This window comes from Prevotella sp. HMSC077E09 (assembly GCF_001814685.1).
Lineage (GTDB): Bacteria > Bacteroidota > Bacteroidia > Bacteroidales > Bacteroidaceae > Prevotella > Prevotella oris.
This window is the reverse complement of the sequence record NZ_KV817513.1, coordinates 1-16,926: the sequence shown is the minus strand read 5'-3', so window position 1 is coordinate 16,926 and position 16,926 is coordinate 1. Positions and strand designations below refer to the sequence as shown.

Annotated in this window: 11 protein-coding genes; 4 read left to right on the top strand and 7 right to left on the bottom strand. The window is 44.8% G+C overall.

The genetic code is table 11. The features are described from left to right. Nucleotides 1–253 precede the first annotated feature (253 nt). The gene (locus HMPREF2983_RS02705) at nucleotides 254–1,279 is read left to right on the top strand and encodes an NAD-dependent epimerase/dehydratase family protein (protein ID WP_070666491.1); all 1,026 of its coding nucleotides are present in this window, start codon (nucleotides 254–256) and stop codon (nucleotides 1,277–1,279) included. A 21-nt stretch (nucleotides 1,280–1,300) separates the two neighbouring features. Here HMPREF2983_RS02705 and HMPREF2983_RS02700 read toward each other — a convergent pair whose 3' ends face one another. From HMPREF2983_RS02700 to HMPREF2983_RS02670, 6 genes are all read right to left on the bottom strand, one after another. After that, nucleotides 1,301–3,307: a ComEA family DNA-binding protein gene (locus HMPREF2983_RS02700; RefSeq protein ID WP_070666488.1), complete on the bottom strand. Its 2,007-nt coding sequence runs from the start codon at nucleotides 3,305–3,307 to the stop codon at nucleotides 1,301–1,303. A gap of 250 nt (nucleotides 3,308–3,557) precedes the next feature. Further along, a complete protein-coding gene (locus tag HMPREF2983_RS02690; protein WP_070666481.1) occupies nucleotides 3,558–4,748 on the bottom strand; it encodes an AGE family epimerase/isomerase in 1,191 nt (396 codons plus the stop codon). Nucleotides 4,749–4,760: 12 nt separating this feature from the next. Then, nucleotides 4,761–5,678 carry a dihydrodipicolinate synthase family protein gene (locus HMPREF2983_RS02685; RefSeq protein WP_070666494.1) on the bottom strand — a complete coding sequence of 306 codons (918 nt, stop codon included), beginning with the start codon at nucleotides 5,676–5,678 and terminating at the stop codon, nucleotides 4,761–4,763. 32 nt (nucleotides 5,679–5,710) lie between these two features. Beyond that, on the bottom strand, nucleotides 5,711–6,952 hold the full coding sequence (locus HMPREF2983_RS02680; protein ID WP_004377701.1) for an MFS transporter: 1,242 nt from the start codon (nucleotides 6,950–6,952) through the stop codon (nucleotides 5,711–5,713). An 8-nt stretch (nucleotides 6,953–6,960) separates the two neighbouring features. Further along, complete coding sequence (locus tag HMPREF2983_RS02675; protein WP_070666478.1) at nucleotides 6,961–8,046, bottom strand: cyclically-permuted mutarotase family protein; 1,086 nt, start codon at nucleotides 8,044–8,046, stop codon at nucleotides 6,961–6,963. Further along, nucleotides 8,043–10,064: a GDSL-type esterase/lipase family protein gene (locus HMPREF2983_RS02670; protein ID WP_070666475.1), complete on the bottom strand. Its 2,022-nt coding sequence runs from the start codon at nucleotides 10,062–10,064 to the stop codon at nucleotides 8,043–8,045. The genes HMPREF2983_RS02675 and HMPREF2983_RS02670 overlap by 4 nt, the downstream gene beginning before the upstream one ends. A gap of 689 nt (nucleotides 10,065–10,753) precedes the next feature. Between HMPREF2983_RS02670 and HMPREF2983_RS02665 the strand changes: the two genes are divergently transcribed. Further along, nucleotides 10,754–11,095, top strand: coding sequence for a hypothetical protein (locus HMPREF2983_RS02665; RefSeq protein ID WP_004375672.1), 342 nt, complete (start codon nucleotides 10,754–10,756; stop codon nucleotides 11,093–11,095). Between the two features lie 180 nt (nucleotides 11,096–11,275). Here HMPREF2983_RS02665 and HMPREF2983_RS02660 read toward each other — a convergent pair whose 3' ends face one another. Beyond that, nucleotides 11,276–13,702 (bottom strand): C10 family peptidase, encoded by a 2,427-nt coding sequence (locus HMPREF2983_RS02660; RefSeq protein ID WP_070666472.1) that lies wholly within the window; start codon nucleotides 13,700–13,702, stop codon nucleotides 11,276–11,278. 479 nt (nucleotides 13,703–14,181) lie between these two features. Here HMPREF2983_RS02660 and HMPREF2983_RS02650 point away from each other — a divergent pair, with 479 nt between their 5' ends. After that, nucleotides 14,182–15,735 (top strand): glycine--tRNA ligase, encoded by a 1,554-nt coding sequence (locus HMPREF2983_RS02650; protein WP_004375675.1) that lies wholly within the window; start codon nucleotides 14,182–14,184, stop codon nucleotides 15,733–15,735. Continuing rightward, entirely contained in the window at nucleotides 15,732–16,379 is a 648-nt protein-coding gene (locus HMPREF2983_RS02645) for a BamJ family beta-barrel-assembly machinery protein (RefSeq protein ID WP_004377724.1), read from the top strand. The genes HMPREF2983_RS02650 and HMPREF2983_RS02645 overlap by 4 nt, the downstream gene beginning before the upstream one ends. Nucleotides 16,380–16,926: the final 547 nt, after the last annotated feature.

Sequence of the window (16,926 nt, the reverse complement as noted above, 5' to 3'; positions counted from 1 at the left end):
CATTTGGTAGTTGAAACTACCAGATGTTAAAAACGAGGATATAATATTTACAAAATCAGAAAATTCCTACAGTCATTCAGCCTTGGTTTATCAGTCATGTTGTCTGCTGTATTCCTCCTTCAAATTGGCATACTGATAGAGAAGCGGACTTAAATATATTGGTAATTAATCATGAACATCTACTTCATTGCGAAATATAATCCTTATTTTTGCAGTATATTCATTCAATGGAAATTAAATCTCTGACCCTGTTATGAAGCGAAAGGCATTGTTGATTGGAGGAACGGGCACTATCAGTAGTGCTGTCACCCGACTGCTCAGCGAGTGTGAGGAGTGGGAAGTTACGCTGTTGAACCGTGGCAGCAAGCATGATATTCCAAGCCATGTGAAGACGATACGAGGCGATATCCGAAGTGCTGAAGCAGGTGGTTTACTTGCTGGAAAGACGTGGGATGTTGTTGTAGATTTCATTGCTTTCACGCCCGAACACATTGAAAAAGACTTCCAACTCTTTGCAGATTGCACGCATCAGTATATCTTTATCAGTTCGGCTTCGGCCTACAGTAAACCGCTTCCGAGTCCGTTTGTCACCGAGTCTACATCGCTGAACAATCCTTATTGGACCTATTCGCGCAATAAGGCAGCCTGTGAAGATCTGTTGCATCGCTATCAACGCGAGCATGGTTTCCCGGTAACCATTGTGCGTCCGAGCCACACTTATGGCGAAAAGTCAGTGCCTGTGGCTGTCCATGGGAAGCAAGGCAGCTGGCAAGTCATCAAGAGGATGCTCGAAGGAAAGCCTGTGATTGTGCCGGGAGATGGGCTTTCATTGTGGACGCTTACCCACAATTCTGATTTTGCACGCGCTTTCGTTGGATTGATGGGCAACGTGCATGCTGTGGGCGAAACCTATCAGGTGATGAGCGAAGAAGTGCTGACCTGGAATCAAATTCATCAGACCATAGCCGATGCTTTGGGCGTTTCTTTCCGTCCTTGTTACGTTCCAAGCACCTTGTTGGCTATGGCGCCTGCCTATGATTTCAAAGGAGCATTGTTAGGAGATAAGGCGAATTCTGTGGTCTTTGATACTTCGAAGTTGCGTAAGGCCGTTCCCGATTATCATGCTTCCGTGCGTTTTGACCAAGGCGTGCGCAACACTTTGGCCTACGTGATGCATCATCAGGAATGTCAATCTGCTGATGTTGAGTTTGATCAGTGGTGCGATAGGGTAGTGGAAATCATGCAGGAAGCTGAGCGAAAGATTGCCCGAATGGAATAAAGATGGGCTTATAGCTGTGGCTTACAGCTTTACAATCGCTTGCAACTGAATATCGGTTTGCGAGGAATGAGCAATCTCCTGGAGTCCGCTTCCAATGACACTGCGGTCGAAATAGTCGGTTGTTCCAGCCTTTGCAATCAGTGTAAGATGTCTGCCGAGGTCGCTTCTGGCCGTCATGCTGTAACGAATGCCGTGGCCAAAGAAGCAGGGAAAGCTGAAATCATAAAGCATGCCACGCTCGTAAGTGTAGACTCTGCTGCTGTAATCCTGCGTGTGGAAATAGCCTAATGAGGCAGAAACGATGATGCACTTATAATGTCGGAGTATGCTCTGGGAAAGCATATAGCCGAGACTTCCGGTTTCTTGAAGCGCATAGGTGAGGTTGGCTTGCGTGCGAAGTTGCCACGGCCCGAGCACATAGTCAGCCTTTATGCGTCCGCGATGTTCATTGAGGTTGATGAGCATATCTTTTTCCTTGTTGTCTCGCTGTCGGCATCTCGTGCGGTATTGTGCAGTGAGTAGCGTTTTCTTATGTTGGTAGTTGAGTTGCAGAAAGCCGTCAAGGGCATGTGCTCCCGCAAAACTTTGCCCGTACTTCGGCCATGCAAAGTAAGCATAGTCACCGTAGGCGAACAGCGAAAAGGCGCGATTGATGTTCCAGTTCAAGCCGAGATAAAGGCCGCTTTCATCCTGAACGGCTCCTGCATCAGCAAAACTACGGGCAAAAAGTCCGTTGTATTTATAGGCATAAAAGCGCTGGATAGCCGATAGTTGAAGGTTAGAAGCCACGTTTATGCAGACCTTATTAATCGTAGCAAAGGCTTGGTGATTATCTGTAGCCACCTCTCCGTTGAGGCTGAAACGGTGTCCTGTATAGCCATAGTCAATGCCGAGATTATAGAAACGCGTGCCTGTGGCAGCCCAACGCTTGTAGAGTTGGGTGGTGTGGGGACGGAGTTCACGGCTCAACGCAGTGTAGAGGGCTGTTGCTCCGGCGTGGAAACCATTGTTGAAATAGCGCAGATGCCCACCTGTGGCCAATTGCCATGTGTTGTGTTTATGCTCCATTTCTGTTTCCGTGCGATGATAACCGTTAGTTATGATAGCTGAAATCGAACCTAAACTGTCGTGTCGGAGTGTGGCATCCACCTTTCTGTAAGAGAGAAAGGCCGTAGCTTCCATGGCTTTGTTCAACTTGAAAGTGGCTGCAACTCCTTGCAGATAGTTGCCTTCCGAGCGTGAGGAGTGTGGGCGGACAGTGGCAGAAGAACGGTCGAGTGCTTGTAGGAGCATCTGTTTTCCAAAGCCATAGTCGCAGTTCATCACAAGGCCCATGCCCATTCGCAAGCGGTATCTTCCAACGGCAAGTGCCTTCAGTGAGCCTTGATTTCGGAGCATAAGATAAAAGCTGTGATAGTCATATCCTGTCTTGTTTTGCCTTTTGAAGAAAGGTTCTCCGGCATCTTGTGCGCCCACAAGTCCTATCTCAAGCCGATTGGCATAATTGAAAGTGTAGCGCAACCAATGTTTGAGAGGCCCGCCAAGATACTTTCCTTCGCTAAATCCCCGCCGCTGATAGGTTGGAATATTGAGGGTTGCAATAACTTTATGTCTGCCGTAATGCAGCATGTCCTGCCAGGAAAATCGGTTGTTTTCATTAGGTTTTCCAGTCGTTATGAAGTAGGAAAGCAGGCGGGCATAGGCGTTACCGAGTGATGGAATCATGTAGAGTTCTCCCACAGACCGCAGAGAATGATAGCGATAGAGATACTCCATGATGTCTTCTATCTGCTGATTGTTGAGGAAAGGAAGTTGTTCTAAGTCTTCTTTCGTAGCCGTATTGATGTTGATGGGGTGGTCAGCCAGCTGACAGAGCAATTCATAATCGGGGATATCTTCTTCGTCTTTGCCTTCTATGGCAATGACTTCTGCATAGCAATCTTCCCAGCGTTGCTCTTGTTGCGCATTGACTTTAGGGGCTGTCAGCAATGCTATGACGAGCACGATATGGCCTATATGTATTTTCATGGCTTTCGGTTTAGGTGCACACAGGTTATGTTTCTAATCTGCAAACATACGGAAAAACGCGAAAAGTTCCTAATAAAAAGAATGTTTTCTTATTTCAGAAAAGAACTTTTTTCTATAATTTCGCAGGTAAAGCTATGGGAGAATGCAGATTTATTGCTATGTGCAGAAAAAATCAGCAGGCACATCATTGGAGATAATGTGCCTGCAAGAGAAGTTGCCTTTGCACTGAAAAGCATCGCTTGTGCAATGGCTATAGCTTTTTAAGAATGTCATTACAGAGCGTAAACGACCTGATCATCATGCGTGGAATGTGGAAAGGCCCTTTGTAAAGGTTGCCCTTTGCCGGCTGTGCCACAGTGCCGTCGCGGTGCAGGTAGCCATACCATTCGGGATAATCCTTATCGGGGAAGTGGGCGTATGTCCATTCACTGATCTGCCGATGACGCTCTAAATATTTCTCATTTCCAGTGGCAAGGTAGGCATAAAGCGATGCAATGATAGTCTCACATTGTGGCCACCAGAACTTCATGTCTTGAGCATAATCCTGCGAGGGCAGGTTCTTGCAGTCGCGAAAGTTGATGATTCCGCCATATTCCTTATCCCATCCCCAGTCCCATGACCAGTCAAATATGGTGAGAGCCATGTCAAGTAACTGCTTATCCCATTGGCGATGACGTGCTTCTTCCATGATAAACCAGCTGGTTTCGATGCAGTGTCCTGGGTTAATGGTACGCGTCATGTTCGTATCAATGAATTCACCTTTGGGCCCAACACATTCTAACAGCGCCTTAAACTCCGGGTGCATGAAATAGCGTTGCAGCTTATCAATCGACTCATCAATTTGCTTTGTGAGGCGTTCTTCATGGATAGCATTCCGCAGACAGCTGCAGACATTAATGAGTATCATCACGATAGAGTGACCCTGCAACTGCACATTAGGCTCGAATTTCGGTGCAAGAAAACCTGGAGTTGAGAGAAAATGCAAAGTATCGTCAAACACTTCGAGTGCGCGTTTCGCATAATGTTGGTCGCCCGAAGCAATGGAGTATTCGGCCATAGCAATAGCAGCGAAAGTCTCACTGAACACATAACGGCGCTTGCGTAGCGGTGTCCCGTCGGCTGTTACCGAGAAGAACATGTGACGATCTTTGTCAAAGCAATGTGCTTCTATAAAGTCTATAGTAGACTTTGCGGCTTTCAACCACTCGTCATTCCTTTCAATATGATTATAAGCATAGGCACAAATATAGGCGAAACGCCCTTGAAACCACACTGACTTGGTAGTATCCATGAGTGAACCGTCACGATTTACGCACGTATAAACACCGCCATTGACATGGTCAACACCATGTTTCATCCAGAAAGGCATGATGTTTTCGGTGAGATCTTGCCTGTAACGGTCGGCCCATTGCTGTAAATAGGTTTTGGGATCTATATTCATTTTCGTTGTGAATTAAAATTGATTGCATTTCTTAAAGAAGTCAATGGCCTCGAGTTCTGCCTTCATTCGTCTCTCTTCTTCGGCAGTCATATTCTGGAAAGGCACGCGGTTAGGCCCTAAATCAAAGCCCATGAGTTTCATGATACGTTTGCCTCCGACGATGTTTCCACGATAGTGACAGATGACATTGATAACTTCTTGTGCAAAATTCTGATGCTCGCGGGCTGCTTCTATGTTTCCTTTCTTCCATTCATCGATAATTGCAACCAATTCGCGTCCATTGTAATTGGTTGTTCCGCCGATACCACCTTGTGCACCACCCTGTGCCAATGAGGGCAGAATAGTCTCGTCCTGACCGTGCAACATATCGAATTTTCCGTTGTCATAAAGCCTGCATTGATTGTATTCATAAAGGCTTTCGTAGGTGTATTTGATGCCGGCGAAGTTAGGAATGCGCCCATCTACAGCTCTCAAGAGGTCGAGCATAGGCAGGAATGCACCATTGAAAGCAGGAATATGATAATAATAAAACGGCAGTTGGGGTGCTGCATTGGCTATCTGTTCGCAATATTTCACCAACTCTTCAATGCGGTTAATGCGTGGGAAGGGAGGCGCCATGGCTCCAATTCCCCATGCACCGATCTCGGCTGCATGGCGTGCCAATTCCACACTTTCACGCAAACAGCAACTTCCCACATGCACAATCACCTTGAAACCTTGTGGAGCTTGCTTCACCCATTCTTCGGCTAAAGCCTTTCTTTCGCTTGTAGTAAGCATATAACCCTCACCCGATGAGCCATTGATAAACACGCCTTGCAGCCCGTTTTTCTTTAGCATTGCCCCGTAAGCCGCAATGGGTTCGAGGTTAACATCACCATTCTCATGAAATGGAGTGAATGGTGCATCAATTAATCCGATAATCTTTTCCATCATTATTTTTATTTAATTACGTTGTTTTCCGATTATTCCATATTGTCGGTTTGTGGCTTCAGGAACAGCAATTGGACAAAAAGTGCCAAGGCAACAATGGCCCCTAAGAATGCAAAACCTGTTCCTAATTGGTTGCCATCAGTCCATTTTCCAAGCACTTGTGTCACAGCTGCACCTGCAAACACGCCCGTCATATTCATGATACCATAGGCCGTTGCACGCTGTTTTGTTGAGATAAACTGGCAGAGAATGGGCATGTTGTTGGCATCAAACATGCCATAACCCACACCAAAGAGCAGTCCTGCTCCCACAATGGCAAGCAGGTTGTGTCCAAATCCCAATAGAATTAAGGCGGGAATAGTGAGCCCTAAGCCAATGGCACTGGTGTAAACGCGCCCTTTAAGATTGCGTTTCACCCACTTATCCGATAGATAACCGCCAAAAATTACACCTAAAAAAGAAGATGCAGCAATGGTAATCGTAGAGATTGGGCCTGCTTCTTCCATGGGAATTCCTAAGTTCTGAGCGAACAAAGTGGGCAACCAGTTCTTCGTTGCCCAGCCAGGTAGACTCGGAACTGCAAAGAAAAAGAGGATAATCCAGAATACCCAATTCGACAATATCACGCCAAAACCACTGAATATACTTGCTTTTTGGGGTGCTGTCTGTAGGCTTTCCGGCTCTGTTTTGCCATGCGAAGGTTTCTCAAACAGTAGTACTGCCAACACCAAAGCATAGACAATGCCGATGATTCCAAACCAATGGAAGGCGGTTTTCCATGATAACATGGCTGCAACAACGGCACCAAAGCCACCCACGGCCTGCCCCATATAGATGCCGGTCATGTGGATGCCGATGGCCAACGAACGGCTTTTGCCTTCATGCCAATCGGCCAAGAGTGACAAAGCTGACGGGATATAAAGGGCTTCACTAATGCCCATGATGCCCCGGAGATAATATAACTGGTTGAAACTTGTTGCATATCCCATGGCTAAAGTAACGCCCGACCATACAAAGAGGCTGCCAACAACGAGCCATTTGCGGTCTACTTTGTCGGCAACCATACCCGCAAAGGGCGACACGATGCCATAAACCCAAAGGAAAACAGCCATTAAAGCACCGAAGGCTTCGGCTTGATTGAGTTCATGAATATCGGCTTTCATGGAGACCTGCATCGTCGAAAGCATCTGTCGGTCCATGTAATTCAGCAGGGCTACTACCCATAAAAGTGCTACAACTACCCAAGGATAATATTTCTTGTCAATGATTTTCATGGTTTTGTTTATTGTTTGAAAGTGAGACGGTAAATATCAGGTGTGCGCACACCAGGCTTCAACTCGCCGCCAATGATATAGATATCTTGATGATGACGCGCAAGAGTTGCCCCTGCACGTGCCGCGATTTGTTCGTTACCAGCAATGTTCCACGCTCCTTTTTGATACACACAAATGTAGGGATTGAAGCGATACCATTCCACGGGATGCGTCATATAACCAGGCTTGGGGTGGTTCACGGCATCTAAAAATACATCTTTATTCACGCCGCCTATAGCTATAAAGGCATCGTCGGTGAGGTTAATGGCAGCAGAACCTCCTAAATAAATATCCTCACCGGCATCGGTTTGAGGTGGCAAAAGTTCTTTCAAGGGCTGCTCTAAGCTTTGTCCTGAAATACAGAGTGAGGTGAGCTCTGTATCAGTTTTGGGCGTACATCCGCCCCATTGACAGAACTTTCCATTGACAAACACGCCCACAGGCTGTCCTAATTTCTTTGTTGTGAGTGGTGGAAGGGCTTTCCAACCGCGCTCAGGAAAGCTTAAATCGAGTTCGAAAATCTGCAGACCATTGCTTACAATCACACGATTTCCACAGCGAGCACCTGTGAAATTATCCATAGGTACAGGTAATTCGGGATAGAGTTTCACTGCGGCTTTCCCCTCTTTCAATATAATCTTGAACACATCGGCAAAGCTTTCATTTGTGTCGTTGCCGCCAATGCAGAGTAAACCATCGTCTAAAGGGATGCTCACGCCATAGGCACAAGGCGCAGGAAGTTGTCCGATGAGTTCCCAGTTTAATTGCTTTTCCGAGGTGATTTGTGCGGCATAAATGCCTTGATAATAGCGTTTGGGTCCGCCTTCGGCTGCCGGTTTGTCGGGGAAATTACATCCTCCGGCCATGATGAGCATGTCACCGACGACGCCAGCAAAGCAAGCTGATACGCCTTTTCCTATTCCAGGCTCATCAGATGGGAAGCCCATTATGCGCTCAACACGCACTAACTGAAAGCTTTGTGCATGCAAGTCTGTTCCATTTATGAAATCAATCATTGCGATATAAATTATTAAAACAATACGAATTAGCTTCATTTGGGTATCTTTTTCTTAAATGTACTGCAAGGAAGTAGAGCTTCATTGACTAAATTGGCACGTGAGAAGGGGTGCCAACCATAGCGAACAGTTTGGGGATGAGGTACTTCTTTACTGCTCACGATAACGCTATCACCGTCTATTTCGGCTTTTGCTGCATGATAGACTCCGTCTTCTCCTGCCACTTCAAAACCTGTAAGTGGGCCCTCCTTGGTTTGCAATCTCTGTGCATTCTCAAAATAAAGATAAACAAGTTCGCCCACTGCGCGTGCTTTGATGCACGAAGGACCCTCTGAAACAATGGCATGTTCATACACATGGTGCAGGGCTTGAAGTGCCAAGCGCTTGCCAACGGGTTGCTTGTTTCGGTAGTGTACGTCCAAGGAATCGCCCACATCGCTCGTCACGGTCAGCCAAGTTTGGGCCTGTTGTGCAGCCAACAGGCGTTGTGAATTGCGGAATTCGGGCCACGAAGGACGATTGAGACTCGACAATTGCACGATGAGGAAAGGCATCTTGGGTTGGTGGAAGAAGTGTCGCCAGCTTTTTTCCAAGAGGTGGAATAGGCGGGCATGCAGTTCGATATTGTGTGCATTCGATTCTCCCTGATACCAAGCTACACCGCGGATAGCGTAATCTTTCAGTGGCAGAATGCCTGCTTCAAACATGTAACAAGGTGTATAAGGATGGCGTTGCAAGGCTATGTTTTCAGCGTTGGCAATGTTCTCAAGTGCTCGTTTGCGTGCCCAGGGCTGTCCAAAGTCACCATGATACCAATCGTGGAGTATGGAAGGGAACTGCCATTCAAGTGTATGTCGGTCAATCCATGACTCGGTTGTTGTGCCACCCACGGCATTACAGATGATACCAACAGGTACTTTAAGACTGTCGGCTAATGCTTTTCCAAAGTGATAGGCCACAGATGAGAACCTACTCACTGTTTCCTTGCTCGCTCGTTGCCATGTCTGTCCGCCCAATAAAGCAAGTTTATTTACCGAGTCGAGCACTGCTTTCGGCCACTTCTCGGCATTTGTTGGAAAGCGGGTAGGCATGTTATAGAGGTGGAGTAGTGGCAGATGAGCAGCCAATTGCTCGTCCTCAGCAGCTGTTGTGGTAGCTTTCACGGGATATTCCATGTTGGATTGTCCCGAACAAAGCCATACTTCACCTATATATATATGGTGAATGGTGAGCCTTCCACGCTTTGTTGTGATGCGAGCCTCGTAAGGTCCGCCTGCATCCATGGCCGGGAAACTTACGTTCCATTGCCCGTTTGCATGGGTAACAGCTGATAATCGCTGGCCATTGAAATTCACTTCTACGCGCTCTTTGGCATTGGCTGTGCCACGAAACACAATAGGTTGCTGGCGTTGCATCACCATTTCATCGGCATAAAGCGGTGACATCTTCAGCCCGCCATAGTCACCTGTGGTTGCTGAATAAATGGTTTGAGCCATGATTTCAGCACCTTCTGCATTGGGATGCAGGGCATCTGCAAACAAATCGGGACGTGAATAGAGTGGTGTGTGCAGGTCGATAAGTCCTACTTGATTGGCTTTGGCAATGCGGCGGATATGCTTTTGAATGGCAGCATGCCAGTCGCGGGTGCCACTTTCGAAGCGCGGATGCGTGTGAAATATAGGAGTCATGAGGCAAATCCATAGCTTGACATTGGGGTTTACCTTGCGAAAACTGTTGATGAGTTGTTGATAATCGGCATCAAATGCACTGTTGTAATTGGGCCAGTTGCGCGGATCGGTGTCGTTAAGTCCTAAGTGAATCACCACCCAGTCGGGCTTAAAGGCCAATGCTTCCTTATACTCTGTTTGCTGAATATAGGGACGATGCCCTTGCGTTAACAGTGTTGTGCCAGAATGACCGAAGTTCCTTACTTCATAGTTCGCCCCTAACATGCGTTGCAAAACGGCCGGATAGCACGTTTGCTCGCGGTTGGAAAGCCCATAACCGAAGGTGACACTATTGCCTACGCAAGCCACTTTGATGCGGTTCTTACCCATGCCCGACACGGCAATGAGTAGTGAACAGCATAAGATAAAACTCATTCTGAGGTGTAGTTTCATAGAGCTTTGTTGTTTCCTATTAGATGGTTATTGCCTACAAATATACCACAAATCTGATAGATGTCCAAAAAATAGTGGCGTTTTTCCTGTATCTTATGCCCAAAACTCACTTTTTCATGTTGCAATTGAATTGTTAAATGTGTCCTTTAGAGCCACACCAAACAAAAAGCGAAAAAACAGAGGTCGTCTTTCAATTTCAAGCTTACGGAGTTGCAATCTCATTAATCATAGGTCGTAACTTGACGCAAAACACGCTGCCATTTGCATCATAACACACGGTGAAACAACTCTAATTGTAAGGTAATTCAATAGTAATCACACCGTTTTTTGACATGAAAATTCTTCATATTTCAGAACAAACCTCACAACCTTCTGACAGACAACGCATTACAAACTGTCAGAAAACAGCGCGTATTCAGAATGAGGAAGACATTCATTCTGAATAACGCAGCTATGCGAAAGTATTTGTAAAGTTAATTGACAGAAATGGAGTTGTACTCTTCTTATTGATTTCAGACCGAAAAACTTCATACATTTTATGAATTCAAAGAGAAAGAAAACAGAAAAAGTTGCACGCATTAAAAATATTATCTACCTTTGTGAAATAAAATAAAAAAATAAGAGTTATGAAGAAGTATTTATTCCTTATGCTTGCCTTGGCGGGTATCATGTTTTCATTTGTGAGTTGTTCATCTGACGATGACGACCTGACTTCCTTGCAAAGTACCATATGGGTGAGTCCTGATGACGGCGATGGACTTAGAACGTTAACCTTCGGTGAAAAGGACTTCTACGTCACTATATCCAAGAAAGGGAATACACAAATCGATCGAGGTAACTATATCTGGGACCCACCTATCGTTAGATTCACATACACGGACAGGAAAACAAAGAAGCTTGAAACAGCAATTGGAAAGGTTGAAGGCAACAAACTGAAGATTAATGAAATTGTTTATACCAAACAATAAAAGAAAGAGGCAGTCTTTTCGACTGCCTCTTTTCATGTATATTTCTTAGCGAAACGTTTTTATTTCTATATTTTTCATTTTCTTGCCGAGCATATATTGCCAGCACATACAACAGACTTTGCCTCTACAGATGTTTTTATCAATAACACAAATTCGGTTGTCAAGACTGAAAACAAGGCCTCACCTCATCACTTTTTTCCCGTCAATGATATAGACTCCCTTAGGCAAACGGTCTGCAGGTATAACGATGCGAGTGCCTTGGAGATTATAAATCACAGGAATGGAAGGGGCATTTTCTATCGTAGAGACACCCGTACTCCCAGGATTGGAAACCGCAAACTGCACACGGGGAGTTTCATTATTCCACACATCTACCCGCTGATCGTCCTCCTTTATCTCTACATGTACCTCGTAAGTATGCCCACGTTTCAAGCGATTGAGCGGGAATTGAGCAAGCGTAGTCTTGGGTGGAATGTAGGCAAAAGCATTGAAAGACACGTTGGCTACCGAGCCTACATCGACAGAGGTGCCGTCAGTCATGTCCTGTACACGATAAAACAACGAGCCGTAATAGTTTTTACTGCCTCTCAAATTGGCTGTCACCATTAGTCCTAACATCTTCGTTTCTTCAGGATTAAACACTTGCAAAGGAGTGGATTTTCCGTCAGAAAGAAACTCTATCCCATTGATACTGAGATAAAACGGGGCAGTGTTGGGCAGCACATTCACTTCTATCGGAGCTGTGGTTGCAATAGGTATCTCTTCTGACTGATTGCCACCTTTATCCACAGAAATAAAGAAACTAACCCGATAGCGACCTGCGAGAAGGGCATTACTGACACCATTCGTATTGTAAGACGTTAGTACCGGAGCACGCAAAGCTGTTGTTTCAAGTCGTTGAGCAAGTACCTCTTGCATAATAGGAGCAGTATATTTAATGCCGTTTTCTATTCCCTCAAAGCGCACAATTATCTTTCCGCGCACCTCTTCCCAGCCTTCATTTTTAACGACCAAACTAAACACACCCTGCCTTCCACTACCTTGATAGAGAGGGGCAAGCAGGTCTGGCTGTCTTTCTAATGAAAGATGAATACGAGGGGCAGGCTCTTTCACGACGATTTTATCATCCGTTAATTCCACCTTTTGTGTGTTTGCATAAACTATCGACTGCCAACCCGAATAGGTAGAAGGCCGTTCTGTGAGTTCGTTGGAAAGGGGTTTGAGCGTATAGGTTCCATTCGGAAGACCAGCAAAGTCGAGATTATCAAAGTCTGCAGTGGTAGTGGAAAAGATGCTGCTGAGATTGATTTCTGTTTGAAAAGTATTGAAAAGCTTCACCCTTACGCCTTTTTCATCATAAAGTCCAAGTGCCACCTTGCCCGTAAAACGCCCGAGTTCACCATTGACCGGACTGTTGGTTCCAAGCTTTTTCACCTTTGCATGCAATACGGCACCACGTTTCACTTCTGTCTCTGCAACAGTAAAAGGGTAAACATCTCTTGTCTCCAACCCTCTCAATACAGCAAACTCTTTGTGGCTTCCGTCTTTGGGATGCGCAAGAACTACTTCTATTTCCTCATAAAACTTGCCGTCGTTTAATCCGAAACCACTAACAGGAAGATAGATAGTATTAATATCAAAGTATCCGTCAAATTCGCCACCCCATCCCCAATTCGTATGTATAAAGCCACGTCGGTCGTATCCATCAAACACGAAAACATGTGAGCCTCCACAGACCAGAACAGGATAACCATCGGATAGTTCGTTGAGAATAACATCGTAAAATGCCCCCGACAGCATATAATCCTTGTACAGATGACGCACCGAATAGCCGAAATCGTTACGCAAAGCATCCATAGCATAGTGCAGATTAGAGTCGCTTCCTTTATAATAGTAATGCATACGAACGGCCTTCCCAACATCTCGCATCAGCACACCAACAGCATCTCCTCCTTTATTATCCATCTGTTTTGCATAATCTTTCATATATTGCCACTGATAACCGGCACTTTTCTGAGCCTCTGTACCTTGGGAGAAGATGTAAGCATTGGGGCGTGATTTAGGCCACTTATGATAATACATCAGCTGTGCAGTAGCAGTGGCAACGCATCCGGTAGGCGTATTTACCCCATCGGGAGCAGGGGTGTACTGGTTAAAGGGATAATTCTGTTCCCAATGACAAGTAAGCAGTGGCTTCACTTCTCTAATCTTAGGAAGTCTTATCGGAGGCACTTGTGCTTTCCCTTCACGTATCGCCCGCACCACTCTTTCATAGCGTTGAAGCAGAGTTTTGAATTCTTTGACAACAGATTTGTCGGCATTCGGGCTCATCTTTCCATAACCAACCACCTCATTCAATCGGCTTTCTCCCGAAACAACGACATATTTATCATCGCCAACATTCGTAAAGAGATAGTAGGCAGGTTGCTGCTCATGGCTCTCTGCTGCACGGGTAATGACAGAGGACTGTTGCAGTTCTGGGCTTGCAAGATACTTTGATGCAATTCTTCGGGCCATGTTTTCACTCACAGGTTCTGCCCACACTAAAGATGTAACTACACTGCACACAGCAAGCAACGACACTTTACGAAGATAATTCTTTTTCATTTTATGCATTGATTTTATTATTGACCAGTCCCCACCCCCCCCATGGAGAACAATTTGTATATAGCAGATAATTCTTACTTTCAAAGCCTGATTTTTTCTGTAATTTCAAGCTTAGAACGCTATCAGCTGTAGTTATGGATATTGAAAATCCACAGCCTGGGATCTCCATAGAGCATATTGGCATTTCCCTTGACATGCCATATTGCATGACAAACAGTCAGAAATGCAAAGATAGTTATTTTATTTGATGCAGCATTACTTTTATCTCCATAAAGTCTGTTATCTACTGACTTTTCCTACAGAAAGATGAAATCTTCATAACGACAAGCCTGGAAAAGTGATTTTTCTCCTCATGAATGCACTGCCAAGAGCAAGCATCTGAAACCAAAAGTTGCTTTATATAAAAAAATAATAAAAGGCACCCCGTTTCACGATATTTATTGTATCTTTGCACAAAAGAATTCGAACAAAAATATATTATGGCACAAGAAGATGTTTTCAAGAAGATTGTAAGCCATTGCAAGGAATATGGCTTTGTCTTCCCAAGCAGTGAAATTTACGACGGACTCGCAGCTGTTTATGACTATGGGCAGAACGGTGTTGAGTTGAAAAACAATATTAAGGAGTACTGGTGGAAAAGCATGGTGCTGCTCCACAGCAATATCGTTGGCATTGATGCCAGCATCTTTATGCACCCCACTGTATGGAAAGCAAGCGGCCATGTTGATGCTTTCAACGACCCATTGATTGACAATCGCGACTCAAAGAAACGCTATCGTGCTGATGTCCTCATTGAGGATCAAATGGCAAAGTACGATGAAAAGATTGAAAAAGAAGTTGCCAAGGCTGCCAAGAAGTTTGGAGACAGTTTTGAAGAGGGTAAGTTCCGCGAGACTAATCCACGCGTATTGGAGTACCAGAAAAAGCGTGATGCACTGCATGAACGTTACACCGAGGCCATGCAAGGCCCTGATTTGGAGGCCTTGAAACAGATAATTCTCGACGAAGGCATCGTTGATCCCATCAGTGGTACAAAGAATTGGACTGATGTTCGCCAATTCAACCTGATGTTTTCTACCGAAGTTGGCTCGCTCAGTGACCAAACCAACCGAATTTATCTGCGTCCTGAAACAGCACAAGGCATCTTCGTAAACTACCTCAACGTACAGAAAACAGGCCGCATGAAGCTGCCTTTCGGCATCTGTCAGATAGGCAAAGCATTCCGTAATGAGATAGTAGCCCGCCAGTTTGTATTCCGTATGAGAGAGTTCGAACAAATGGAAATGCAGTTTTTCTGCCAGCCGGGAACCGAGATGAAATGGTTCGAATACTGGAAGAAACACCGTATGGCCTGGCATCAGGCATTAGGCATGGGCAAAGAAAACTATCGTTTCCATGACCACGAAAAATTAGCACATTATGCCAACGCTGCTACCGATATAGAATTTCACATGCCGTTTGGTTTCAAGGAAGTTGAGGGCATACACTCCCGCACCGACTTTGATCTTAGCCAGCATGAGAAATTCAGTGGCCGCTCAATTAAATACTTCGACCCGGAAAAGAACGAAAGCTATACGCCGTATGATGTAGAGACTTCCATCGGCGTTGACCGCATGTTCCTTTCTGTTCTGTGCCACAGCTACACCGAAGAAAAGCTCGAAAACGGAGAAACACGCATCGTCTTGAGGCTTCCTGAGGCTTTGGCACCAGTGAAATGTGCCGTATTCCCATTGGACAAGAAAGACGGGTTACCTGAATTGGCACAACAGATTGTCGATGATTTGAAGTTCCATTTCAACACACACTATGGCGATCCGAAAGACTCTATCGGTAAACGTTACCGTCGTCAGGATGCAGTTGGTACTCCATTCTGCGTTACTGTTGACCACGATACGCCTAAAGATCACAAGGTTACACTGCGTTATCGCGACACAATGAAACAGGAACGTGTTGATATCAATGCGCTGCGTGGCATTATGGAAGACCGCGTAAGCATCACCAACTTACTGAAAAAACTCAATATAGAAGAATGAAAAAAGACATATTATATATCCTCATGCTCATGATGACAGCCGTAGGACTGTCGTCATGCAACGAAGATAATAACACTCCGGATGAATATCCAGACTGGAAAGCTCGCAATGAAGAATACTTCAACAAGATTTATAAAGAGGCTGTTTCTGATGCTAAAACCAACCCAAATGTAAAGGTCATACGCAATTGGTCATTGCCGGAAACACACAACAATCCAGAGGATTTCATCGTTGTGAAAGTATTGAAAAAAGGAACAGGAACTCAGTTGCCATTATATACAGATACTGCCTATATACATTATCAAGGCCGACTTATACCCTCTACAAGCTATCCAAAAGGGATGATATTCGACCAAACCTGGATAACAGAAGAGTTTAATCCAAACACAAACACGCCCAAGAAGTTTGCTGTAAGCGGTGTAGTTTCAGGCTTTACAACCGCTTTACAATATATGCGTGCAGGCGACAGATGGATGATTTACATACCTTATCAATTAGGTTATGGGGCCAAAAACAATAATAAGATCCCTGCCTACTCGACCTTAGTGTTTGATGTAACCCTTGCCGGAAGCTATCATGCAGGGCGAACCTCAAAAGAAACTAAGGCTAAAGCCCATAATATACAGTATCTAAATCAAAACTGATTTCATAAAGAAATAATAGGATATATAATATAAGGTATAAAGAACAGGAGCATAAACTATTAGGTTTATGCTCCTGTTTTCTTAGGGAAGCCTGTCTTTGTGCCCGCACACAACTTGTTGATGTATATCAAGAATTGGGCTGAAAAAGAAGATTTCTCATAAAAGATTATTGCCGGTAATCGGATACTATATATCTTTGCATCGTCTAAGAGAGGTAAAAGATTAGGATAACGACAAAGGTATTAGATCAGACATAGGTATTTGGTTTAGGTAAACAAGATTGATTTCAAGGTATTATATAAGGTAAAGAGTTTCAGGACAAAAGATTAGAAGAGTTATTTAAAATAGGCAATAGATTAGTTTTCAAAGGTAGAATAAAAGATTGTTTCAGAACAGATAACATTTAAGGAGAAAGCAATAGAGACCTTGAGAGGTTTGAGAGACAGACGGTTTCATAGCAATATGAAATCGTTTTTTTTGTGATTTAGCCAGAATTCCATTAATTTTGCATCAAGGTAGTTTCAACTACCAAATGCGAATTTACTTA